Source organism: Rossellomorea sp. ABR4_004 (genome assembly GCF_056159585.1).
Genome location: NZ_JBSWVM010000001.1, coordinates 1,843,280 through 1,866,065 on the forward strand (window position 1 = coordinate 1,843,280; position 22,786 = coordinate 1,866,065).

Annotated in this window: 23 protein-coding genes and 1 riboswitch; of the genes, 7 read left to right on the top strand and 16 right to left on the bottom strand. The window is 43.4% G+C overall.

What is annotated here, in order from left to right; genetic code table 11:
- Positions 1–148: 148 nt before the first annotated feature.
- The 5 genes from ACXAF2_RS09485 to ACXAF2_RS09505 form a co-directional block, all read right to left on the bottom strand.
- Positions 149–1,678, bottom strand: a complete 1,530-nt coding sequence (locus tag ACXAF2_RS09485) for an AbgT family transporter (protein WP_475138326.1) — start codon at positions 1,676–1,678, stop codon at positions 149–151.
- A gap of 194 nt (positions 1,679–1,872) precedes the next feature.
- On the bottom strand, positions 1,873–3,183 hold the full coding sequence (locus ACXAF2_RS09490; protein ID WP_475138327.1) for a hypothetical protein: 1,311 nt from the start codon (positions 3,181–3,183) through the stop codon (positions 1,873–1,875).
- A gap of 3 nt (positions 3,184–3,186) precedes the next feature.
- A complete protein-coding gene (locus ACXAF2_RS09495; RefSeq protein WP_475138328.1) occupies positions 3,187–4,419 on the bottom strand; it encodes a M20 family metallo-hydrolase in 1,233 nt (410 codons plus the stop codon).
- Positions 4,416–5,738 carry an amidohydrolase gene (locus tag ACXAF2_RS09500; RefSeq protein ID WP_475138329.1) on the bottom strand — a complete coding sequence of 441 codons (1,323 nt, stop codon included), beginning with the start codon at positions 5,736–5,738 and terminating at the stop codon, positions 4,416–4,418. The genes ACXAF2_RS09495 and ACXAF2_RS09500 overlap by 4 nt, the downstream gene beginning before the upstream one ends.
- The gene (locus ACXAF2_RS09505; RefSeq protein WP_475138330.1) at positions 5,735–6,937 is read right to left on the bottom strand and encodes a M20 metallopeptidase family protein; all 1,203 of its coding nucleotides are present in this window, start codon (positions 6,935–6,937) and stop codon (positions 5,735–5,737) included. Before ACXAF2_RS09505 ends, ACXAF2_RS09500 begins: the two co-directional genes overlap by 4 nt.
- A gap of 359 nt (positions 6,938–7,296) precedes the next feature.
- Between ACXAF2_RS09505 and ACXAF2_RS09510 the strand changes: the two genes are divergently transcribed.
- Both ACXAF2_RS09510 and ACXAF2_RS09515 read left to right on the top strand, forming a co-directional pair.
- On the top strand, positions 7,297–7,497 hold the full coding sequence (locus ACXAF2_RS09510; RefSeq protein WP_374054984.1) for a helix-turn-helix transcriptional regulator: 201 nt from the start codon (positions 7,297–7,299) through the stop codon (positions 7,495–7,497).
- Positions 7,497–7,976, top strand: coding sequence for a DUF3278 domain-containing protein (locus ACXAF2_RS09515; protein ID WP_475138331.1), 480 nt, complete (start codon positions 7,497–7,499; stop codon positions 7,974–7,976). The genes ACXAF2_RS09510 and ACXAF2_RS09515 overlap by 1 nt, the downstream gene beginning before the upstream one ends.
- A gap of 64 nt (positions 7,977–8,040) precedes the next feature.
- On the opposite strand, the gene ACXAF2_RS09520 is transcribed toward ACXAF2_RS09515, so the two are convergent.
- Positions 8,041–8,628, bottom strand: a complete 588-nt coding sequence (locus tag ACXAF2_RS09520) for a hypothetical protein (protein ID WP_475138332.1) — start codon at positions 8,626–8,628, stop codon at positions 8,041–8,043.
- Between the two features lie 297 nt (positions 8,629–8,925).
- On the opposite strand from ACXAF2_RS09520, the gene ACXAF2_RS09525 reads away from it, so the two are divergent.
- Positions 8,926–10,098 carry a HEAT repeat domain-containing protein gene (locus tag ACXAF2_RS09525; RefSeq protein WP_475138333.1) on the top strand — a complete coding sequence of 391 codons (1,173 nt, stop codon included), beginning with the start codon at positions 8,926–8,928 and terminating at the stop codon, positions 10,096–10,098.
- A gap of 94 nt (positions 10,099–10,192) precedes the next feature.
- On the opposite strand, the gene ACXAF2_RS09530 is transcribed toward ACXAF2_RS09525, so the two are convergent.
- The 5 genes from ACXAF2_RS09530 to ACXAF2_RS09550 form a co-directional block, all read right to left on the bottom strand.
- On the bottom strand, positions 10,193–10,975 hold the full coding sequence (locus ACXAF2_RS09530) for a MetQ/NlpA family ABC transporter substrate-binding protein (RefSeq protein WP_475139168.1): 783 nt from the start codon (positions 10,973–10,975) through the stop codon (positions 10,193–10,195).
- A gap of 60 nt (positions 10,976–11,035) precedes the next feature.
- Complete coding sequence (locus ACXAF2_RS09535; protein ID WP_475138334.1) at positions 11,036–11,701, bottom strand: methionine ABC transporter permease; 666 nt, start codon at positions 11,699–11,701, stop codon at positions 11,036–11,038.
- On the bottom strand, positions 11,691–12,704 hold the full coding sequence (locus ACXAF2_RS09540; protein WP_475138335.1) for a methionine ABC transporter ATP-binding protein: 1,014 nt from the start codon (positions 12,702–12,704) through the stop codon (positions 11,691–11,693). The genes ACXAF2_RS09535 and ACXAF2_RS09540 overlap by 11 nt, the downstream gene beginning before the upstream one ends.
- Before the next feature lie 72 nt (positions 12,705–12,776).
- Positions 12,777–12,882, bottom strand: a riboswitch (SAM riboswitch).
- Positions 12,883–13,338: 456 nt separating this feature from the next.
- Positions 13,339–14,034, bottom strand: coding sequence for a chitin disaccharide deacetylase (gene chbG, locus ACXAF2_RS09545; RefSeq protein ID WP_475138336.1), 696 nt, complete (start codon positions 14,032–14,034; stop codon positions 13,339–13,341).
- 20 nt (positions 14,035–14,054) lie between these two features.
- A complete protein-coding gene (locus ACXAF2_RS09550; protein ID WP_475138337.1) occupies positions 14,055–14,780 on the bottom strand; it encodes a GntR family transcriptional regulator in 726 nt (241 codons plus the stop codon).
- Positions 14,781–14,999: 219 nt separating this feature from the next.
- Here ACXAF2_RS09550 and ACXAF2_RS09555 point away from each other — a divergent pair, with 219 nt between their 5' ends.
- Genes ACXAF2_RS09555 through ACXAF2_RS09570 form a run of 4 tightly spaced genes read left to right on the top strand, consistent with a single transcriptional unit; the run spans position 15,000 to position 18,258 of the window.
- The gene (locus tag ACXAF2_RS09555) at positions 15,000–16,307 is read left to right on the top strand and encodes a 6-phospho-beta-glucosidase (protein WP_475138338.1); all 1,308 of its coding nucleotides are present in this window, start codon (positions 15,000–15,002) and stop codon (positions 16,305–16,307) included.
- Positions 16,308–16,330: 23 nt separating this feature from the next.
- On the top strand, positions 16,331–17,623 hold the full coding sequence (celB, locus tag ACXAF2_RS09560; protein WP_475138339.1) for a PTS cellobiose transporter subunit IIC: 1,293 nt from the start codon (positions 16,331–16,333) through the stop codon (positions 17,621–17,623).
- Complete coding sequence (locus ACXAF2_RS09565) at positions 17,620–17,940, top strand: PTS sugar transporter subunit IIA (protein ID WP_430314205.1); 321 nt, start codon at positions 17,620–17,622, stop codon at positions 17,938–17,940. Before celB ends, ACXAF2_RS09565 begins: the two co-directional genes overlap by 4 nt.
- A gap of 12 nt (positions 17,941–17,952) precedes the next feature.
- Positions 17,953–18,258, top strand: coding sequence for a PTS sugar transporter subunit IIB (locus ACXAF2_RS09570; RefSeq protein ID WP_475138340.1), 306 nt, complete (start codon positions 17,953–17,955; stop codon positions 18,256–18,258).
- Positions 18,259–18,357: 99 nt separating this feature from the next.
- On the opposite strand, the gene ACXAF2_RS09575 is transcribed toward ACXAF2_RS09570, so the two are convergent.
- From ACXAF2_RS09575 to ACXAF2_RS09595, 5 genes are all read right to left on the bottom strand, one after another.
- Positions 18,358–18,576, bottom strand: a complete 219-nt coding sequence (locus ACXAF2_RS09575; RefSeq protein WP_282138643.1) for a DUF2922 domain-containing protein — start codon at positions 18,574–18,576, stop codon at positions 18,358–18,360.
- Between the two features lie 40 nt (positions 18,577–18,616).
- Complete coding sequence (locus ACXAF2_RS09580; RefSeq protein WP_113970394.1) at positions 18,617–18,835, bottom strand: DUF1659 domain-containing protein; 219 nt, start codon at positions 18,833–18,835, stop codon at positions 18,617–18,619.
- A 128-nt stretch (positions 18,836–18,963) separates the two neighbouring features.
- The gene (locus ACXAF2_RS09585; protein ID WP_475138341.1) at positions 18,964–20,343 is read right to left on the bottom strand and encodes a Glu/Leu/Phe/Val family dehydrogenase; all 1,380 of its coding nucleotides are present in this window, start codon (positions 20,341–20,343) and stop codon (positions 18,964–18,966) included.
- A 304-nt stretch (positions 20,344–20,647) separates the two neighbouring features.
- Positions 20,648–22,054, bottom strand: a complete 1,407-nt coding sequence (locus tag ACXAF2_RS09590) for a hypothetical protein (RefSeq protein ID WP_475138342.1) — start codon at positions 22,052–22,054, stop codon at positions 20,648–20,650.
- Positions 22,041–22,559, bottom strand: coding sequence for an RNA polymerase sigma factor (locus ACXAF2_RS09595; protein ID WP_475138343.1), 519 nt, complete (start codon positions 22,557–22,559; stop codon positions 22,041–22,043). The genes ACXAF2_RS09590 and ACXAF2_RS09595 overlap by 14 nt, the downstream gene beginning before the upstream one ends.
- Positions 22,560–22,786: the final 227 nt, after the last annotated feature.

Consider the following 22,786-nt stretch of genomic DNA (forward strand, 5'->3'; position numbering starts at 1 on the left):
GTAAATTAACTGAAATTTGTTAACGCTTACATTAATATAAAGTAAATTCGAACTATAAAAGTTGACAAAGCCCGGTTCTGGAGCGGATAAACAGCTCTTGAACCGGGCTTATGATTGTTTTTTAGTTAAATGGTGTTAATTTAACTTATTACAGGTAAACCCCTACTCCAGGACCAAACGGAATACCTAATAACGCAAATGTCAGGAGTAACACGATCCATACCGATAAGAACGCAATCGTATAAGGAAGCATCAGTGAAATCAAGGTTCCGAGCCCCGCTTTCTTATCGTATTCCTTCATAAAGGCGAGAATTACGATGATATACGGGTTCATCGGGGTGATGATGTTCGTGGATGAATCCGCAATACGGTAGGCGGCTTGTACAAACGCCGGATTATACCCAAGTGTCGCAAACATCGGGATGAAGATCGGTGCCTCCAATGCCCATTGAGCGGAACCACTAAAGATCAATAGATTCAATAATGCTGTCAACAGGACAAATCCGATGATGGCGGCGAGTCCCGTCATATTGATCGATTCGAGGAAATTCGCGCCGCTGACGGCTACCCATGTCCCTAAATTCGTCCAATCGAAGTAAGCGATAAACTGTGCGGCTGCAAAGATTAATACGATATAACCGCCCATGTCTTTCATGGCTTCTGTCATATACTTGGGAACGTCCCTGCTTGATTGAATTTTCTTCACTGTAACGCCGTAAGCAACCCCGATCACAATAAAGAAGAAGAGCGTGATGGGAATGATTCCAGATAAGAAGGTAGAAGGAATGAGTCCCCCCTCTTCATTTCGCATCGGAGAGTTCGGCCAGGCAATCGAGACGACTAACAGGACGATGAATGCTAATCCTGCCAGGGTTGCATTTCGGAGTCCTTTTCCTTCTAAAGGACTTTCTTCTTCTAATGTTTTATCTACTTTTCCTTTATATGTCCCTAAACGGGGTTCAACAATTTTTTCTGTGACAAAAGCTCCTACAGCTGTAAGAAGAACAACAGATGCAATCATGAAGTACCAGTTATCCACCGGTGTGACCGTTACTTCAAATGCTTTGGCAGCTTCGGTTGAAATCCCTGCGAGTAACGCATCGGTTCCCGTAATGATAAAATTTGCCGTAAAACCGGCTCCTACTCCGGAGAAACCGGCAGCGAGTCCCGCCAGTGGATGCCTTCCCACCGTATAGAAAATCATGGCGGCAAGTGGAGGAATGATAACGAAGGCTGCGTCTGACGCCAGGTTCCCCATGATCCCTACCATAATAACGGCGTATGTAATCAGTCCTTTTGGAGCGTTCAAAACAGTTTTCTTAATTGCCGTTTCCAGCAGTCCTACCTTTTCCGCCAATCCGATCCCCAGCATCATTGCCAGTACGAGGCCGAGTGGAGCGAAGCCGGTAAAGTTATCGAGCATGGAGGTCAGGATGTATTGGAGTCCCTCCCCGGAGACCAGGCTCTTGATCGCTAACTCTTCTCCGTTTTTCGGGTGGATAACGGTCACACCCAGACTTGAAATAAACCAGGAAAATAAAACAATAAAGACAGATAAGTACACAAACAACATGAATGGGTCAGGGAGTTTATTCCCTACCTTTTCGATTCCACCTAAAATTCGAAGATATCCCTTCTCCTTTTGAGGTGGATTCGGCTCTAAATTGGGATTTGTCATGAGGTCACTCCTTCAAATAATGTTTTAAGGAATAATTCCTTTTTACTTCCGTTAATAAGTATTTCGATATTGATTGTATAAATCCTTCTTATTTTTTAATATTTATGAGAAAATTTTAAATTTACGGATTACTGAATAGGTGATCATAAAAAATCCCCTACTCATAGATAGAATAAGGGGATTTTAAGATACAGTTATTTAAGTTGAAAACGATATAACTTCCTTGGTCTTCCTCTGCCGCCGCTTTGTTCTTCGCCGCTGATTTCCACAATCCCGATCCGTTCCATTTCCGTAAGGATTCTGCGTCCGTTCCGTTCGGTGCTTTTCAGCCAGCGGGAAAGGTCCTGGGACGTGATTTCCTCTTTGTCGTAATGACGGGAAAGAGAAAGGATTTTTGAGACGATGGCTGAACTGACCGTAGCCTCTTTAAAGACTTCCTTCCATTCATTGCCCCAGTTATTGAGAGTGTAGGTAATGGACTCCGACGACGGAAGAATTTCCGTTACCGTCTTGTCTTCATTGACACTTATGACGATGGAAGATTCGTGCTTTCTCGCATGTTGAAAAGCAAGACGGACATGATGTTCCGCTTCCAACACTGTCACTCCAAACCCTAATCCCACACGGATATCCAGATCTGTATGGGCCTTCACTTCCTGAGTCAAAGAAGTGAAAATCGACTCCTTCTCATGAAGATCGAGTTCCCCTCTCGTTGTATAGACGAAGAACAATCCGTCCCCTAATTGAACCATGGAACCATTGATCTTTTGGGCGATATCAAGAAGATTGCGTTTCAGATCCAGCTCTTGATGCTTCATTTTATAAGAAAAATGGGACTCGTCCAATGTCTGGGTGGAATAGATGACTTCGATTCCAACGATGGCAATTTGGGATTTTTGATATTTCCTCGATTGTGCCCTCTCTAATAAGTACTGCAGTATCATCCGGATGGATAAATTCGTCGGTACGACACGGTAACAAGGAATGCCTGCTTCAGTGAGTTGCTTCTGAACACTTTGGATACACGTGATCGCCGTTTCAATTTCTCCTTTTTCGTAGAGTGAACGGTGATAGTCTACCAGTTCATCAGCACTCCGGTATCCTTCATATGGATAGGTTGAGATCTCTAGTTGATCAAATGAGTGAAATTGAACCGCGGTTTCAATTTCCTCCTTTGAAATGGTATCTATACTAATCTTATTTAATAGAGTCTGTTCTTTCATTTGCGCTTCTAATAATGCTCCAAAGAAACTGGATCCATGTAAAGGCGGAAAGCTCCCCTCCTTTTCCGTGATCCAACCTTTTTCAAGCGCATAGTAGAAGGGAGATTGTCCCGAAAAGAACCATTGATCTACCAGACCGCGGTTCTTCTCAAGGATTCCTTGTATTTCATTCACCCCGTGATAGGGAAAATTCATAAGTTCTATATTGTCAAAATGAGTGGCCACATGATTGATCCGTTGAATCGAATCATCCGGGCCGATGACACCAATTTTTATCATCAACTATCATTCACCTGCTTCTTGCCGCAATACTTCAGCTAGAATCTCGACTCCTGCATACAAGTCTTCTAACGAGCTATGTTCCTTTGGATGATGACTGATCCCTTTTTCACAGGGAATGAATACTAAAGCAGAAGGCCATTTCGCTGCCATATTCATGACGTCATGCCCTGCCCCGCTATCCATTTCAAACGTGTTGTACCCCAGGGTTTCCCCTGCTTGTTTGACTCTGGCTGTCAGCTTTTCATCTAATAGAATAGAAGGATTATCTACAAGAGTTTCTACGTTGATTGTAACATTAAATTCATTCTCTAAGCTTCGACACTGTTCAATTATTTTATCGGCCATGGATCTCTTTAGGTCATCGTCGACCGATCTAATATCGATTCCCGCTTCTGCATGACCCGGGATGACATTCATGACGTTCGGTTTTACGTTCATCGTGCTGACGGTTGCTACAAGTGGTTTCCGGGACTGCTTTGATAGCTTTTCCGCCTCTTCGGAAACAAATGTGATAAGGGGAGCAAGAGCCACAAGGGCGTCCGCCCGTTTCCCCATTGGTGTCGTCCCCGTATGACCCGCCATTCCTTCCACCTTTACCTTCAAGCGGATCGGACAGGCTACCCCCCGGACAATTCCGAATTGAGCACCATGATCTTCGATTTTGGTCCCTTGTTCAATATGGAGCTCGATGAAGGAGAGGATCTCCTCTTGAGAGCGTTCAGCTTTTTCAATGGATGACCAGTCCAGGCCCGTTGATTCCACGGCTTCTTTAATGCTGACCCCGTGGCGGTCCCTTACGTTTTCTACTGATTTATCAAGAATCCCTGCAACACTTTTACTTCCCAAGGTAGAAACGCCGAAACGTGCTGATTCTTCAGAGGCAAAACAGGCCACTTCAATGGAGTGATGGGGTTTGAATCCACGCTCTTTTAATGCTTTCACGGCTCCCAGCCCACATAGGACACCCGCTGCCCCGTCATAACCTCCTCCGTTTTCAACCGTATCAAGATGAGATCCAGTCATGACAACTTGATTGGTCTCCCCTTCCCACCTGGCAAATAGGTTCCCTGCCAGGTCCCTCTGTACGGATAGCCCCAATGTTTCTGCAGCGCTGCGAAACACATTCATGGAAGCAGTCTCTTCCTTGGAATATCCTAATCTCGTAAAACCATCAGGCTGTTCCATCGTATCAACCAGATTTAAAGCTTCTAGAGTTGTACTTAACCATTCTTTCAACTCGTAACCTCCTCTTTTAAGTGTGATAATTTTAGAATAAGACGTGCGAAGGAATCCACTGCCACGGTTAAGACCCCTTCTTCAAAATCAAATTGATGATGATGATGTCCGTTTTTCAATCCGGTTCCGAATACCATGAAGGTTGCTTTGCCACCCTGATTCTGCACCTCATTCATCATATAAGTAACATCCTCTGATGCCTTTAAAGGTAAACCATCGTGAATCTCGGAAATAAATGGACTTTCCTTGCCGACTTCCTTTAACCACTGAATCCATTCAGGGTTACATGCTGCTTCAACCGTCTCACCCACCACATCGATACCGGTTTCCACACCATAAAGGTCTCCCGATGCTTGAAGGATCCGCATGGCTTCCTTCTGCATGTACTGATTGATGGCAGTCGTTTCCCCTCTTGTTTCCATTTCAAGATGAGCTTCATCGGCAATGATGTTTCGGCCAGCTCCCCCTTGAAGCTTCCCAACATTGACCCTTGTCGCCCCGTCAGAATGGCGCGGGATATTGTAAAGGTGGAGACTTGCTGCAGCAGCTGCCAATAAAGCATTCTTCCCTTTTTCAGGCTCGAGACCTGCGTGGGCCGCTTTTCCTTTATAAGTGACGTTGATTTTGGAGGAAGCGAGAAAAGAATGAGTCGTAGCATACACTCGCCCAAGCTTCGTATCCCGAATGCCGATATGACCGCTTGCAAAATAATCGACATTCTCAAGCCAGCCTTTTTTCACCATGGCTTTTGCTCCCCGCCCACCTTCTTCAGCTGGCTGGAAGAGAAGAGTAAACCTTCCAGAAAGCTGGTCTTTGTATGCTGACAGGAAGCTTGCCACACCCAGGCCGATGGCAGCGTGACCGTCATGACCGCAGGCATGCATGATTCCTTCATTTTGGGAACGAAAGCCTTCTTTCATTGGAAAGTGGTGATCAGGATCATTCGCTTCTTTTATGGGCAGGGCATCGATATCAAAACGGAACGCCATATGAGGACCGGGCTTTCCTGTATCAAATGTGGCAGCCAATCCTGTATGACCGCCTTTCATTTTGTCGAGCCAGCTCTTTTCCACGCCTTCTTTTATGGCACGTTCTTCTTGTTTGGTTAAATCGTTTGGTGAGGGAACCCCCATTCGTTCCGTGGACTCCAGTGCATCTTTTCCAAGGTGAACGGTGAAGCCGAGGTTGATTAATTCCTTTCCTACCAGATAGGTGGTGACGTATTCAGTGAACCCCAGTTCGGGTTTCTGATGAAAGGTGCGTCTGAAGGCAGTGAGTGCCGGCGAGATTTCATTAATAAATTGTTCAACAGTTCTCATCTTTCAAGACTCCTTTTTTCAAGCTTTTTCAGGGTATCCAGTGCAAGCTGGGCCATCACTTCAACCCCTTTAGGCAAAGCACTTTCATTTAATTTAAATCTTGGGTCATGGAGTGGGTATTGCGGTTCTGTATCCTTCACAGATGTTCCCAGCCAGTAGAAGGCACCTGGATATTTCTTCAGAAAGCGGGAGAAATCCTCTCCTCCAAGAGACGGTGAGACCACTGGTGAAGCTTCTTCCCCAAGCACTTTTTGGGCAGCGTTACGCACTTCATCCGCCCATCTAGGTGTGTTGACCGTCGCGGGATATCCATCTAAATAGTCGATGGTCATGCGGGCCCCAAAGCTTTTTCCGACTCCTTCAATGATGGAGTGAAAACGGTCCTTCACCATTTCTTTCACTTCCGGTTTGAAGGTTCGAATGGTCCCTTCAAGGGTGACTTCATCGGCAATAACATTGTAGCGGTAGCCTCCTTCGATTTTTCCGATGGTGAGGACGGCCGAATCAATGGGATCCGTATTTCGGCTCACAATCGTTTGTAGCTGGGTGATGAGGTTATTGGCAATAATGATGGCATCATTGGACTGATGGGGCATGCTCGCGTGTCCACCAGATCCTTTAACCGTAATCTTAAAGCGGTCCGAAGCCCCCATGATTTCATGATGGAGAACTCCGATTTCCCCGACTGGCAGATCCGGCCAAACATGCTGCCCGAAAATGACGTCAGGCGTATATTCGTCGAATACCCCGTCGTCCATCATTTGCTGAGAACCTCCTACAGGGGCATTCTCCTCCGCCGGTTGGAAGACGAGTAGAATCGTACCTGCTATTTCCGATTTCAGTTGATTCAATACTTTTCCTGTACCAACGAGCATGGCCGTATGGGCATCATGACCGCAGGCATGCATGTTGTTGTGGATGGTGGACTTGTAGGAAAGATCATTTTCCTCATGGATTGGCAGTGCGTCGATATCCGCCCTTAATGCGACCGTGCCTCCTGGCTTTTCTCCTTGTATGATGCCAAGCACTCCTGTTTTGGCATAGCCCGTTTTAAAAGGGATTCCTTCTTCTGCTAATTTTTTCTGAATCGTGTTCGATGTCTCGAATTCCTCTCCACTCACCTCAGGATATTGGTGAAGGTGTCTTCGTAAATCAATGACTTCATTCTCTACGGATTGGACAAGCTGCTTTAACTTCATGAAAAATCTCCTTTTTCGGTCGAATGATTATTTAAGGAAAAGTTCCTTAATAATACCGTTAATAGATATATTCGATATAAAGTTGGAAAATCCTATGTGGAAGGGGAAGTTTTTTTATAAAGAATAGGGACGGACCTCTGCATTTTGCAGAAAGTCCGCCCCTATCGTATTTTTCTATTTTTGCTTTGAGTTGGAGGTCCGTCCCTCAATTTAGTACTTCATCTAATTTCAAATGTAGGTCTAAGGATTCAATTCCAAATATAACCATGAAATCTCTTGCGATGATTCATTTATGTATGTAATATATAAATTGCATATTGTAACATATATATTGCATTCAACTTAATAAGGGAGGTTCTATGAACAATAAGGTGAAAGTAGCAAGGATTGAGAAGAATATGACTCAAGAGGAGTTATCTAAACAAATTAAGGTTACAAGACAGACGATTGGACTAATTGAAAAAGGAAAATATAACCCCAGCCTTCAACTGTGTATATCAATCGCTAAAGCATTAGATAAAACATTGGATGAATTATTTTGGGAGGAGGAACAACATTAATGAAATCATGGCTATCGATTTTCTTGCCAAACGATGAGTATAAGGAGAAAAGAGTATTGTATTTCCTTGCCGAGTCCGCCGTCGTTTTACTAGCAATATCCTTCATTTTTTTAGCCGTAAAACGCTTCTTTCCTATTAATCAAATCGGTGATGAGATCGTTGTGGCAGTCCTGTCCGGCTTGGTGGTTATGTATACCATTATCCGTTATATGGTTTCTGGCATTGAATATTCAAATGTATTTAACAAAACAGAATATAAAAAAGAAGTAAGAAGTATTGTTTTTCAATCACTAAAGTTTGCAGTAATATTTAGCGTCATTTATTTACTCTTTACGGGAATCCCTAAAGCCAAAGAAGGTTGGGTAGACCTATTGGGGTTAGCTTTCCTTGTCTGGACGTTTATGTTCTTTTTGAATTATTTTTCTCTTAAACATTCATTTAAAAAGAATGGTGAATTAGAGGAAGATAATAAATGGTAATTGAATATCACTCTCTAAGAGGTATAAAGATTCAACACACCTCTTCGAGAGTAATGACCCAAGCTTATTTACACTTTATCCCATACCATGCCAGACTTGCAGCAAAACCGATGACTCCACCTTTGATGGCATTTTTCCCGACTACTTTTGCAAGTTCGATTGCCACTTGCTGCCAAGCTTTTCGTTCAATCAGCTTCCATAATCCACCGCTGATGAAGCCTATACCTGTCGCATCAATAATCTTGTCTCCAACGCATTCTGACCATGAACTTCTCTGTATAATCATCTTTTTATCAATCTTAAATTCTGCAGGTGCAGGAACTCCAATTAAATCTGCTTCTGTTAACTCTTCTCCATTAACAAGTTTAACGAAGGCAGCAATCGAAGCCACATTTTCTTCTCCAAACTTCTCAGCAATTAAATGCTCGTCCATTATGTAGGTTCCATCTTGTAAATTAGTAGCTTCTTCAAAGAGATATTGCATATCATCTGCCAATCTATCAATATCCGCTTCCTGTTCTATAATAGAATTCGTAGCAACTATTTTTGAAGATACCATTCCAGCTGCGGATGCACTTGTAAAAGTGGCTGAAATCCCCCCTGCTAATACAACCGTCGATAAAGCACCCATTAAAAACTTTCTTGTTTTCATTTTTGTCCTCTCCTTTGTAATTATCTTCAACACAAGGAAGATATTAACATATCATTATTCCAAAATGGATTATTTTACTGAAAACAGTAATTTTTAACTAATATTGTAAACTATCATTACTTTATTACTATAAACACAATGTTACTAGTAATTTTGAGGGACGGACCTCTACATTGTTTAAAAGTCCTATGTCGTCACTTCCTTTCTTCAAGTTGACATCCTAGAGGTCCGTCCCTCTTCCTTTTTCCACTCCCACCCTTTACACTTAAAGAAAACATTTTAATAAAGGATGGTTGGATGAGTGGTTTTGTTGAAAGGGTCGAGCCTTATTTTTTGAGTGAGGATCCATTTGTACAGAGATATGCGATAGAAATGCTGGAGGATACCTATTTAGTTGATGGGGATACGTTTATGACGGGATTGGAAGCCTTTGACCGCGGGTCGGTTTCGGAATTCTCCTCACTGGTTCTTCCTTACTTAATGTACATGCCTTTGAATGAGGAGGGGTTGATAGAGGTCATCCATCGTTTAAACCGCCTGGAAAAAAAAGAGGGAGACTGGCTGTTCTATACCCAGTTACTGTTAAATGCCGATACCAACTTGTTGATTACACAGAAGAATGATGTAAAACGTTTGGTAGGTGAAACCCAATTAGCAGAAATCGTGAAGCTGCCTTCTTTAACGATTGAGGAACTCTATATGGAGCTCGCAAGTGTCACGAATTATTTGGATGTTCATGAATATAGCCAAGCTCATTTTGACTATGGTAAAAGAATCATCACGGAGTTAATAAAAAGTGACGGTATTGAAAGCTGGGAAGTACGGAATGGATTGAAAGAAAATGATGAAGAAAATGAGTTCTATGGTTTTCACGGGATATACATCATTTATATGGCTGGTAAACTTCGTGAAGAAAGCGTCGTCCATCAGTTAGTGAACCTCTTTAAAGATGAAGATGAAAGTGATTTATTATTCGAGGAAGTGGCCAATGCCCTGGTGAAAATAGGATCGGAGCAGGTAGTGCGTGAGGTTGAAAAAGTGGCACTGTATGGTAATACTTATTTCTATACACTGGACGTACTTGGAAGAATCAAAACCAAAGAAGCGGAAAATGCGCTCTTGGGATTATTTGATCAAACAGATGACATTACCGCAAAAACACTGATTTCAGATTATTTATGCCAACAGTTATCAACAGACGCGATTCCAAAAATCGAAGCGTTCATCGAAGAAGGCTATGATGCAGGAATGCTTTGCCTGGAAGAGTCCCTTTATGTCAACTGCATCATGAATGGGATCGATCATCCGAAACTTCCACAGTGGAGAAGTTTCATTGAAGACGTGGAACACCAATCAATGAAAGAGCAACCACTCCTCGTTCCACAGCCCGTCCAAAACGGAGACAAAATCGGACGCAACGACCCTTGCCCATGCGGCAGCGGTAAAAAATATAAGAAGTGCTGCCTATAAATTAAGGGACGGACCTCCGCATTCTGCGGAAGCCCGTCCCTATCGCTTTTCTATATTAAAAATTTCGATTAGAGGTCCGTCCCTCTACTTCACTCTACTCCATCCACTCAGGCTTACCAAAGCCTTTGAATTCTTCGTCGATGATTTTCTCGAATTCTTCTGCTTCGACGACTGCTTTGATGTCTTTCGCCAGCTGTGAATCAACGTCCTTCGTATTGACAACCACTCGGTTTCGATACTGATCAGGCATGTTTTCCAGCTGAAGTGCATCAAGTAAGTCCATGTCGGCTGCAAGTGCGTAGTTCCCTGGAACCGCAGACAGATCAACACTGTCAACGGCTCTTGGAAGCTGTGCTGCTTCGATCGGTTTGAACTGCAGGTTTTTCACGTTTTCCGCAATGTCTTTTTCTGACACAGTCAATGGATCTGTATCCGGTTTTAACGTGATCAGCTTAGCATCCTCCAGAATCTGAAACGCCCGTGCTGCGTTCGTCGGATCGTTTGGAATCGCAATGGCGCTGCCTTCTTTGATGTCTTCAATCGAATCAAACTTCTGTGAGTAGATCCCCATTGGCGCCGTTGGTACGACAATCACTTCGGATAAATCCATGGTATGCTGTTTCGCGAAGGTTTCCATGTAGATCTTATGCTGGAAAAGGTTCGCATCCAGATCTCCCTGGGCCAGTGCGTTGTTCGGCTGGATGTAATCACTGAACTCCTTCACTTCCACCGTATATCCTTTTTCTTCAAGTCCTGGCTTGATCGCTTTTGTCACCATATCACTGTAAGGCCCGGATGTGGCTCCGATGGTTACCTCTTTTTTATCTTCCGCGCTTGAACTTGCTTCGTCCCCGCCGCAAGCTGCAAGAATGCTCATTGTTACTGCTAATGCTACGAATAAAATCCATTTTTTCACTTGTTGTTCCCCCTAAAGTAGTTATCGTTTATCGACTAATCGTGCAAACACATCACCCGTATACTGGATGAGCTGAACCAAACAAATTAAAATGACGACGGTTGTGATCATCACGGTATTGTCATAACGGTAGTATCCGAAGCGAATCGCCAGGTCCCCCACTCCACCTCCACCAACGATGCCGGCCATAGCTGAATAGGCAACTAAACTGATCGTTGTAATCGTAATTGCTTGAATCACCGCTGGACGAGCTTCCGGTAACAGCACGTCCTTGATGATCATCCAAGGGCTTGCCCCCACTGAAACCGAAGCTTCAATGACACCCTTATCAATCTCACGTAAAGACGTTTCTACCATTCTCGCAAAAAACGGAATTCCCGCAACAGAGAGTGATACGGATGCTGCCGTCGGTCCAATCGTGGTTCCGGTCAATAGTTTGGTTAACGGTAAGAGTGCGACTAATAAAATGATGAACGGAACCGACCGCACCATATTGACGACAAATCCAACGACCTTTTTGATCAAACTATTTTGTAAAAACAAGCCTTTATCTGTTACGAAAAGAAGAATCCCTAGTGGTAATCCCACTAAAATCGCAACTCCCAGTGAAATCCCCACCATATACACCGTTTCAAAAAAGGCTTTATTCAATTCTGGTAAAATGACAGTCAATGAATCAGGCAGCATTCTCAAGCACCTCCAAGCTCTGCGTCTTCAGCGTGATGAACCGGATCGCGGCTTCGATTTCTTCATGGGAGCCGATCAGTTCCATGATAAAAATCCCCAGTGGCACTTCCTGAATATATTCGATCTTGCCGTGCAGGATATTGCCCCGCACTTTGTATTTCTGGAACACTTCCGATACGACGCTTTCCTCTGCGATCGATCCTTTGAATTGGATTTTGATCAGTTTTCCTTTCCTTGATTCCACGAGGTGCGGCGGGAGTTCAAATTGAAGGATCGTTTCAATGAATTGCTTTGTTAAAGGCTGCTTCGGTTCGGCAAACAGGTCGTATACCGGACCTTCCTCCACGATTTTCCCGTCCTGCATCACGGCCATCCGGTCGCATATCTCTTTCACGACTTCCATCTCGTGGGTAATGAGCACGATCGTCAAACCCAGTTCTTTGTTGATTTTTTTCAAGAGTTTCAAGATCGATTTCGTCGTATTCGGATCGAGTGCGGAAGTCGCTTCATCGCAAAGTAATACGGATGGGTTATTCGCAAGGGCTCTAGCAATCCCGACTCTCTGCTTTTGTCCTCCGCTGAGCTGGGCCGGGTAGGCGTCCGCTTTATCTGAAAGACCGACCATCTCAAGGAGCTCGACGACCCTGGGCTTGATTTTCGCTTTCGGTACACTAGCCGCTTTCAAGGCAAAGGCCAGATTGTCAAACACCGTTTTGGATTTGATCAAGTGAAAATGTTGAAAGATCATGCTCGTCTTTTGGCGGGCGAGTCTTAATTGTTTGGACGTGAGCTTTGTAAAATCCTGTCCATCAATGATGATTTCTCCCGATGTAGGGGTTTCTAATAGATTCAGGCAACGAATGAGTGAACTCTTCCCCGCTCCACTGTATCCGACGATTCCAAAGATTTCACCCTTATCGATCTTTACGGAAACATTATCGACACCGACCACCGTTTGCTTCTTTGTACTGTAGGTTTTAACTAGATTTCGAATCTCGATCAACGTGCACACCCCTTTTTTAATCCAATAAAAAAATGCCTCTTTCAACTGAAAGAAGCATCGCCTGTTTATCTCGACTTATCTCTCAGAATGAAATCATTCTGCAGGAATTAGCACCGTTCCAATACTGGAGGTTGCCGGACGTCATAGGGCCTGATCCCTCGGTCACTCTGGATAATTGAAAGTATGTAATTTTCTAAATTTTTATCTTATAGAGGATAATACTGGGGATATGAATGGAAGTCAATAGGGAATTTTTCAGTCGTTCTTATGTAAGCGTTATCTTAATTGGTGCACTAGGGTAGGGATTTTTTTGGGTGGGAAGAAATTGGGTTTGGACTGGTGGTGATAATTATCTATTTTTTTACAGTTGATAATATATTCTAAAGTCGATAATAAACCTCTCTCACCCTATCAATCCATGTATTTCACATGAATTTCAGATAAAATTCTCCTTAACACCATCTCAAAGGCTCAAAAACCATACATACTATCCCAAAACATTCCTTCCCACCTCCAAACGAGAGTAATTTCCATTACCAAAAGAAAAAGGCACTGCCTTCCATAGCAGCACCCCGATCATTTGTCATAACAACTCACAACAAATATTCTAATCTCTCAAACAATCAAACGAAAACTAGAACGTCCACTCCTTAATCCCCGTTAACACATCCAACTCCCTCAACCTCTGCTCACAATAAGACGAATTCCCTTTCAAGTATGTATCAACATAAGCCGGATGACACATAATCTCAAGCGTCTCACCTTCATCCCTGCTGTCCAATATCCTCTTCAATCCTTCAACCGACACTCCGTCACCATAAAAGTCCATCGAGAAACGATCGGTTAACACATTCATTGCTTCAAACTCATCACAGGGTACCTTCCGGACCGGAACCCCAAATCGCTCCGACAATCTCTTCACCACCGGGATCAAAGGCCGAAAGCTATGAACATGGTGATGACTGTCAATATGAGAAAGGGGCAAACCGAATGATAGAAATTTATCCACCTGAGCCTCCCACTCCATTTCAACCTCATCCACATTGATTTCTTTTTCTTCAAAAATCCTGCTGGTGTAACGGAAAAAATCTCTCTCATCCAGAAGAGATGGGACTCCGCCAGAAACCGGTCTCCCGCATGTCAGCGTTAAATGGATCCCAACCTGTAATTCCGGATAAACCTTCGCCAATTCCACCGCATGCAGAGTCCCCGGCATATTGACCAGCATCGTTGTTGAGTTGACAATTCCAAATCGGTGACTATCAACGATGCCGTAATTCACCCCCCGGCATAAACCAAAATCATCTGCATTGACGATCACGTTCCTCATAATCCCCCATCCCCTTTTCGCTAATAGGTTCTTTCTACAAGAAAGCTTGCTTTATCTCCTCTGAAGATCGCTTTGGAAAATTCAATCACCGATCCATCCTCAACATAAGCCGTCGTCTCGATCATAAAGCAAGGTGTCCCCTCAGGCACCTCAAGCTTTTCTGCCACTCGTTCATCTGCTAAAAATAACTCGATCGTTTCGACGGTTTTCTTAATTTTTATATCAAACTGTGTTTCCAGGAGCTTGTAAAGAGATCTTTCACATTCGTCTTTATCAAGCCCGGGCGTCTTGTACCAGGGCAGATAGGCCACCTCATATTGCAGTGGCAGCCCGTCTGAATAACGGATTCTCTCTAAACGATTGACTGGATCTCCATTCTTCAATTCCAACGCTTTTTCCACTGTTGATTCTGCCGGGATGACATTCATGCTTAGCACCTTGATCTTAGGTTTCTTACCTTGTAATCGCAGTTGCTCTGTGTAGTTGTCGATCGTCGAGGACAGGATTTGACTGACTTTCTCTTCTGCGACAAAGGTTCCTCTTCCTTGCTCACGATAAACGTATCCTTCAAGTGTCAGCTGCTGGAGCGCCGTCCGGATCGTTGTACGACTGACATTGAACTTTTCGCAAAACTCCGCCTCTGTCGGCAGTTTTGTATTCGGCGCGTATTCTTTATTTTTAATCATGTGGATGATTTCTTCTTTAACATGCGAATGCAAGGCCTTTGCTTCTTGTGTCTCTTTCATTCTGTTTCTCCCTTCCACTTTCTTCCTATATTTGTTATAACACATCCACGTTCAATTCTCTATTCCTAATCATTTTATCATAAAAATAATTTGTTATTACAAATAAATAAAAATTAGTCATAAAAGTTAAATTTGTCACTACAATATATAGACGAGCGAAAATTTGTATGATACATTATAAAAAAGAAATCGCTTTCAAAGTGAAGGGAGATCGACAGAATGTCATTAAAGGTAGTCATAATCGGAGGAGGATCAAGCTATACACCAGAAATTATCGAGGGGTTCATCCACCGATACACATCTTTTCCTGTCACGGACATAACGCTTGTAGACATCGAAGCAGGAAAAGAGAAGCTTGAGATTATCGGACAGTTTGCTCGTCGAATGATTCAAAAAGCAGGTGTGCCGATTGAATTGGAATGGACTCTTAACCGGCGTGATGCCTTGATAGGCGCTGATTTTGTGACAACACAAATCAGGGTAGGCGGCCTCTCAGCCAGGGAAAAAGATGAACGTATTCCGTTAAGTCATGGCGTCATCGGTCAGGAAACCAATGGAGCAGGCGGTATATTCAAGGCCTTGCGTACCATTCCGGTCCTAATGGAAATTTGTCATGACATCCAACAGATTTGTCCCCATGCATGGCTTATTAACTTTACCAACCCGGCAGGCATTGTTACGGAAGCCCTGCTGAAATACAGTACACATCATAAGGTCATCGGGGTGTGCAATATTCCTTTCAACATGAAGAACAGCGTGGCCGAGATGATGAATTGTTCTACAGATGAAGTACAAATTGAATTTGTAGGGATGAATCATTTTGTGTTTGGAAAAAGGGTTTGGGTCAATGGTCAGGATGTCACCGATCAAATTCTGCAAAAACTGATCCATCAAGAAGTGGATTACTCACCGGCCAACATCGTCTCCCTCGGATGGTCTAAGGAATTTTTACAAGCCTTGGGGATGCTTCCCAATCCTTATCATCAATACTACTTCCAACGGGACTCTGTGTTGGAAAAGGACCTTCAAGCTTATAGAGAAAACGGTACACGGGCAGAGGTTGTTCGAAAAGTTGAAAAAGAACTTTTCATACAATATATGAAAGAAGAGTTAAATGAAAAACCAAAAGAACTGGAAAATCGAGGAGGTGCCTACTACAGTGATGCTGCCTGCAGCCTCATGACGAGCATTTACAACAACTCAGGGGACATCCAAACCGTCAACACACTGAACAATGGAACCATCCCGGACCTGCCTCACGACGCTGTCATCGAAGTAAACGCCGTCATTACGGGGGACGGACCTCGGCCAATCGTCATTGGACCGCTTCCTTCATCAATTAAAGGGATCATCCAACAGATGAAAGCGTTCGAAGAGCTCGTCATTCAGGCAGCAATGTCCGGTGAGTACAATCATGTCTACCAGGCCATGGTAATGAATCCGCTAGTACAGAACGAAGGGGTAGCAAGACAACTAGTCGATGAATTATTGGAAGCTCACAAAGAGTTTTTACCGCAATTCAATTAATCTAGTAAATGGGGGAAAGAGAAATGAGTAAAGTAATGGGGTTTATGGAAAGCAAGTTTATGCCTATTGCAGGAAGAATCGGGTCCCAACGACATCTCGTTGCCATCCGTGATGGATTCGTTTCGATCATGCCGCTGATCATCGTGGGATCTTTGGCTGTTTTATTAAATAACCTGCCGATTGATGCCTTTCAAAATTTTATGGTTTCTGTATTCGGTGAAAGCTGGAAATCCGTTGGGGGGAATATGTGGAATGGGTCATTCGCCATCCTCGGACTGCTCGTCGCTGCATCCATCAGTTATCATTTAGCGAAGTCCTATCATATCGATGGGTTATCTGCAGCATTGGTATCGATCGCTTCACTCATCATCCTCACGCCGGTAACCGAAGACTGGGGGATTTCCTACGCCTGGACCGGAGCACAAGGGATATTCGTCGCCGTCATCACGTCCCTTCTTGTCACAGAATTATTCAAAGTGTTGATTCGTTCCAAGTTTACGATCAGTATGCCCGATGGTGTGCCAGAAGGTGTTGTAAAATCATTCAAAGCCCTGATTCCTGCAACGATTATCTTGATTCTTGTTGGACTTATTCAAGCTCTCTTAACTTCTTTTGCAGAAAAAAGCATCTTTGAAATCGTGTTCACCGTGGTTCAGGAACCACTGCAAGCTGTATCCAACTCACTGCCATCAGCCATAGTTGTAGCCTTCTTAAATCATTTCCTTTGGTTCTTCGGCTTACATGGCACGAACATATTAGGTCCGATCATCGAACCGATCTATCTACCGTTAATTGAGAAAAATCAGCAGCTCTTTGCAGACGGGATGAGTGCCTTCGACGTTCCTTACATTGTGACGAAGCCATTCTTCGATGCGTACGTGTACATGGGTGGATCCGGTACGACGATCGCCTTGATCATCGCCATCTTCCTTGTGGTGAAAACGAAGCATTACCGCACAGTCGGAAAACTGTCTGCTGCACCTGGAGTATTCAATATTAATGAACCGGTCATCTTTGGTCTTCCGATTGTGTTAAATCCGCTTATGTTTATCCCGTTTTTACTTGTACCTGTCGTATTGACCGTTACATCTTACCTGGCACTGAGCTTAGGAATTGTACCTAAAACCGTCGCGATTGTTCCTTGGACGACACCACCGATCATCAGTGGCTACCTGGTAACGGGCGGATCTTGGAGTGGAATCGTGCTACAACTTGTGAACCTGACAATCGCTACACTTATGTACATCCCATTCCTGCTTGCATCTGAACGTGCCCAATTAAAGAAAACATCTGAAACGAGTGATAAAATCGCATGAATGCTGAACAACAAATGACCTTAGAAGAAATATCTTTTCATATTATATTACATGCTGGAAACGCCCGGTCTTCCGCCATGGAAGCCTTGCAAGCCGCCAAGAAAAAACAATTCGAGACAGCAGAGGAAAAAATGGCCGAGGCAGCGAAAGAAGTACATCAAGCTCACCACTATCAAACTCAGTTACTTCAAAAAGAAGCAAGTGGTGACACACAGAATCCTACGATTCTATTGATCCACGCCCAGGATCATCTTATGAACGCCATCACCGTCAAAGAACTGGCCCAGGAAATCATCGAAATCCATCAAACCAAGTAAGGAGTGCTTCCTATGAATATCATGCTGGTCTGCTCGGCAGGAATGTCAACGAGTATGTTAGTCCAAAAAATGCGGAAAGCCGCTGAAGAAAAAGGCCTTGAAGCCACCATTAATGCTACATCTGAAGCTGACTTAAGTAATCACTTAGATACACTTGATGTGATTCTCATCGGCCCTCAAGTCCGCTACCTATCATCTAAAATCATTGAAAAAGCAGAGCCCCATCATATTAAGGTAGATGTGATCGATGGGATGTCTTATGGGATGATGAATGGTGAGAAAGTGTTGGAACAGGCTGTGAATTTGTTGGGGAAATAACATTTCCGAGATTGAGAGTGACCTGTAATGGGTCACTCTTTTTTAAGTTGCAGAACATAAAGAAAGTGTCCCCCAATTAAGGAGAACACTTTCATTCGATTACATCACATCATAATCCGTCACATTACGCTCGACTACCCGTGCTCCTTCCACACTCACAAACATCCCGTTCGAACTTCCAAACACATTGGTCGCGATCAGGTTATCCATCGCTGCTTTCACCGCCACCGTATCAATCGGCTCGATCGGGTCATTGATCGATAGCTTAGCTGACTTTCCCGTTTCGGTTGTAAATTCCAGTTCCAATACTTTTGCCATGATGCATCTACCTCCTTTCTATTAAAATATCGATCACCGTTTACTCGTTAATGTCGAAGGTTTCGACCTTCTCGATGTTGTTTAATCCCTTTGATGAAAGACTTGCCACGGATAAAGCCGCGCTGTTCATCTCATCTGCCGTTGCCAGTGCATTGATGTAGCTGTACGATTTGTACACAATCTTAGGATTCCCCTTCTCATCCAAGCCATCATTATAAGCCAGTCGTATTCTCGTAGATTTCAAATCCGCTGTTGCCATGTGCCTCACCTCCCTTCACCCTTTATATAGGGGATAAGGAGAGTGAAGGACACCCCCGTTTGAAAAAAAGAGGGACGGACCTCGACTCCTAGTACCAGCTCCTAGGAATGGAGGTCCGTCCCTTGTTCTTAATAAAGTTTCCCTTGCCTGTATAGGACCGTGGATAGTTTCATGACGGAGTGGATGTAGCAGTTCTGGCGCAGTGGGAATGGGTCGCCGAAGAATAGGGGCAGGACGGTGTCCATGGTTAATTTCATTTTGTCATAGAGGAGGTTGAATACTTCTTCCTCTGTGTAGAACTGTGTTTCCCGTCCTTGCAGCCATTCGAAGTAGGAGACGATCACCCCTCCGGCATTGGCCAGGATATCAGGGATGATAATGACTCCTTTATCACTTAAATAGTTATCCGCTTCCGTTGTGATTGGAGCATTGGCCCCTTCCACGATGATTCTTGCTTTCACCTTTTCTACATTATCCTTGTGCACCTGATCCTCTAACGCCGCCAGCATCAGAACGTCCACATCCAGGTACAGAACCTCTTCACGACCACGGACCTCAGCCTTCACGCCGATTTCCTTCAACTGTTCATCCTTCGTGGGGAGATCTCCTTTGTTCTTCATCGTAAACTCGACCAAAGCCGGAATATCAAGACCATCTGAGTTAAACAACGTCACATTCCGGTCACTCACCGCCACCACTTTATTCTGTAAATGAGTGGATTGATAGGCTTCAAGTGCCGCAACCGACCCTACATTCCCGAACCCCTGCACTGAAATCGTCAAGGGTCGGTCCTCGAAATCGAGAGCCGTTTTCGCAAAGACATTATCCGTCTTCGTTAATAGACTCTTCTGTTCCCTCACAAAATCATGAACGAGATAGCGGAATGTAAAAAACACACCCTTTCCCGTCGCCTCTCTCCGGCCCAACGATCCGCCGTTCACCACACTTTTCCCCGTAAAGCTCCCTCTATAAGGCATCCCCGGCCGGATGCTCTTGTACTCCGCCATCATCCAGTCCATTTCACGTTCCCCCGATCCCATGTCGGGAGCAGGAATATCTTTATCGGGTCCAAGGACATCGCTGAAATACTGGACATACTTCCTCGCGATCAGATGAAGCTCCTTCTCCGTATACTCACGGGGATTCAAAATGATCCCGCCTTTTCCTCCACCGAACGGAACATCATGAAGGGCATTCTTCAACGTCATCAAGGAAGCCAGATTAACAACCTCTTCCTCATTCACCGTCTCGTGAAAACGGATCCCTCCCTTATATGGACCCAGGGCATTATTATGCTGAACACGAAAAGCCGGGATCCTGACCACCTTCTCATCCTCCAACGGAATCCTCAAATACGATTTATGTACGTGGTTCGGTGTCGACAGAATGGACGTCAGCGACGTAAACGCTTTCTTTCTTGTCTCACCTTTCACTTCGGGTAAAAAAGATTCGTCCTCTAATAAAGCATCCAAAGACTTCTGAACAATATCTCTCGTTTGGCTGATCAAATCGGGTCCCTCCTAATAATTAAAGAAAATAATGGTATTTATTATAGTGTTACCCTGTCACCACTGGTTAAAAACGACTATTCATAAACTCTCATACCGACACCACCCGCCGAGCAGAAAAAAACCACACCTTATCCCAAAAGGTGTGGTTCTCAAAATCACGATTCAATAACTGCTTTTTCTGACCTTTTTCAAAAAATGAATTCAACATTTTTTCTTGGCAATGGGTAAATCAGTGAGAATAGATAAAATCATCCTATACTATAATCAATCGAGTACATAAATAGCTCTGACATTAGTCACTCTACCATCCATGATAAACCAACATTCCATTTTTCACCGAGAGCAATTCCCCTGAGTCCCCTTCTTCAACTTTATAGGGCTCACCACTCTGAATGACCGTCTCTACGATGGACGCGAATTGGTCCCTTGTATATTTCTTTGATCGAAGTGACATCAAATCGATAAAGAGGTCCTTATATTCCACATCCGCTGCAGACACGAGAGAAACGGTCGCTATGATCTTTCTGCCTATAATGACATGTGACATATCCGAGTTAGGAGTATAGTAGAACCGCCCTCCGTACCTTTTCGCAATTTCATCATATTCCTTTCCGATTTTATGGATTTCGAAATCACGACTTAGCTTAAACGTATGTCCGTTTGAATCGGTCATAGTAAATTCCATCGGGTATAATTCATCTTCAAGGCTTTCATGCTTTGTATCATTATCTTCTACCTCAGCTGAAGAACCATTTCTCGTTTCGGCGCGGTTTTCCTGTTCCTTTTCAAGACTCGCTTCTTCTTCAAGGCGCTTTTTGTCTTTCACCTGAAAGAACGTATCTTCTGCTGACTGTATTTCTTCTTTCATATCAGCAGTCGTCTGATTATCCGGCAAAAGGTTAACCTGTTTCATCAATCTCTCTGCTTCTTTTGAGAAATCCTGTTCGTTTAAGGATTGTTCTTCTGCAATATCTTTTAGGTTTTGGATTTCTTCTTGTACTTCTTTATATTGATTGAAAGTTTGATCAATACGATTCACTTGTGTGGAATATTGTTTAGTAAAAAAAGTTCTAAGGGATGAACTCTCAAGTTTTTCGAATACCTTTAATTTTTCTGCCTGTTCGCTTTTTATGGAAGCTACCTTTTCTGTCACTTTTTCTTCTAAAGGACTTTTCTCCAGGAGACTTCTCACGTCATTAATGTCCTGTTGAAGCTCATTGGCCACAGGAACGGTTTGGTTATATTCCTCTATTTCCTTCATCATCGGGATTAAATGTTGACGAAGATCCCTTTCCTTTTCTTCGCCACTATTCAACATTTCCTTCTCAGCATTTCCGAGAGATACTTGAGCCGACTTTAGTTCAGAAGGTTCAATCGTTTTTAGTAATTCGCCTTCTTCCGTTTCTTGCAGGTTCAATTCCATTTCTTCATAAACCGCTTGAATGTTTTTCTCTGCGTCAGCGAATAACTGATTTGCTTTTTCTTTGTCAGTTTCGGAAATGATATATACCGTTAAGATTGAAAAAACCAGTAACCCTACAGCTGCAGCGGTAATGCTTTTAAATCTGCCCTCTTTCCAACCTTTCTTCCGTGAAGACGGAGAAGGTTCATGATGAAGTATGGCTGTATGAATCCGTTCTTTCGACTCGTCATTTAATTGAAGCGGGGGAAGTTTTTTTGCTAGATTGTCTTCATTATGATTCTTCATTTGTATATCCTCCTGTTATGGATTGCAGCTTTTTACACGCACGGTGATAGGTAATCCGTACTTTGTTCTCAGTCCAATTTAGAATAGTGGCCGTTTCTTTTACATCAATGCCATTTATTCCTCTTAAAACCAATACATCCCGATAATTAGATTTAAGTTTCTGAATAGTGGTTAGAAGTTCGCGACTTCCTTCATTTAGAAAATAAAGAGATTCTGGTGTTTCTAAAGTAGCGGCTTCATGATCTTTTTGGGAAAAAGAAGTAATGGACCATTTATTCCTCTTTTTCTTTCTAAGTTCATCGATGGCAAGATTCCTGGCAATGGAATATAACCATGTTTTCGGATTCGCTTTTCCTTCATATGAGTCCACGGAATTCAGTGCCCGAATGAATACCTCCTGAACAAGATCTTCCACATCAGTCGAGGCCATCCGATATACCAGGAACGTATATATTGCATCACTATAGAGGTGAAACCATTCTGCAACCATCCTATTGTTGGACATCCCATTCCCCCGCTTTTTCTTTTTATATATTAGACGATAGAGAATAACCAAATATTTCACTTTATTGAATATTTTTTCATTTAATTTACAAAATGTACTTTTAAGTTGACAAGCTCGTCATTTATCCAGCTCTCCAAAATAAAGGAAACCTTGACAACCATCCCCAATATACTATAATTACATTATTTATATTCCGACTAAACTAATATGAATTATAAGATAAGGGT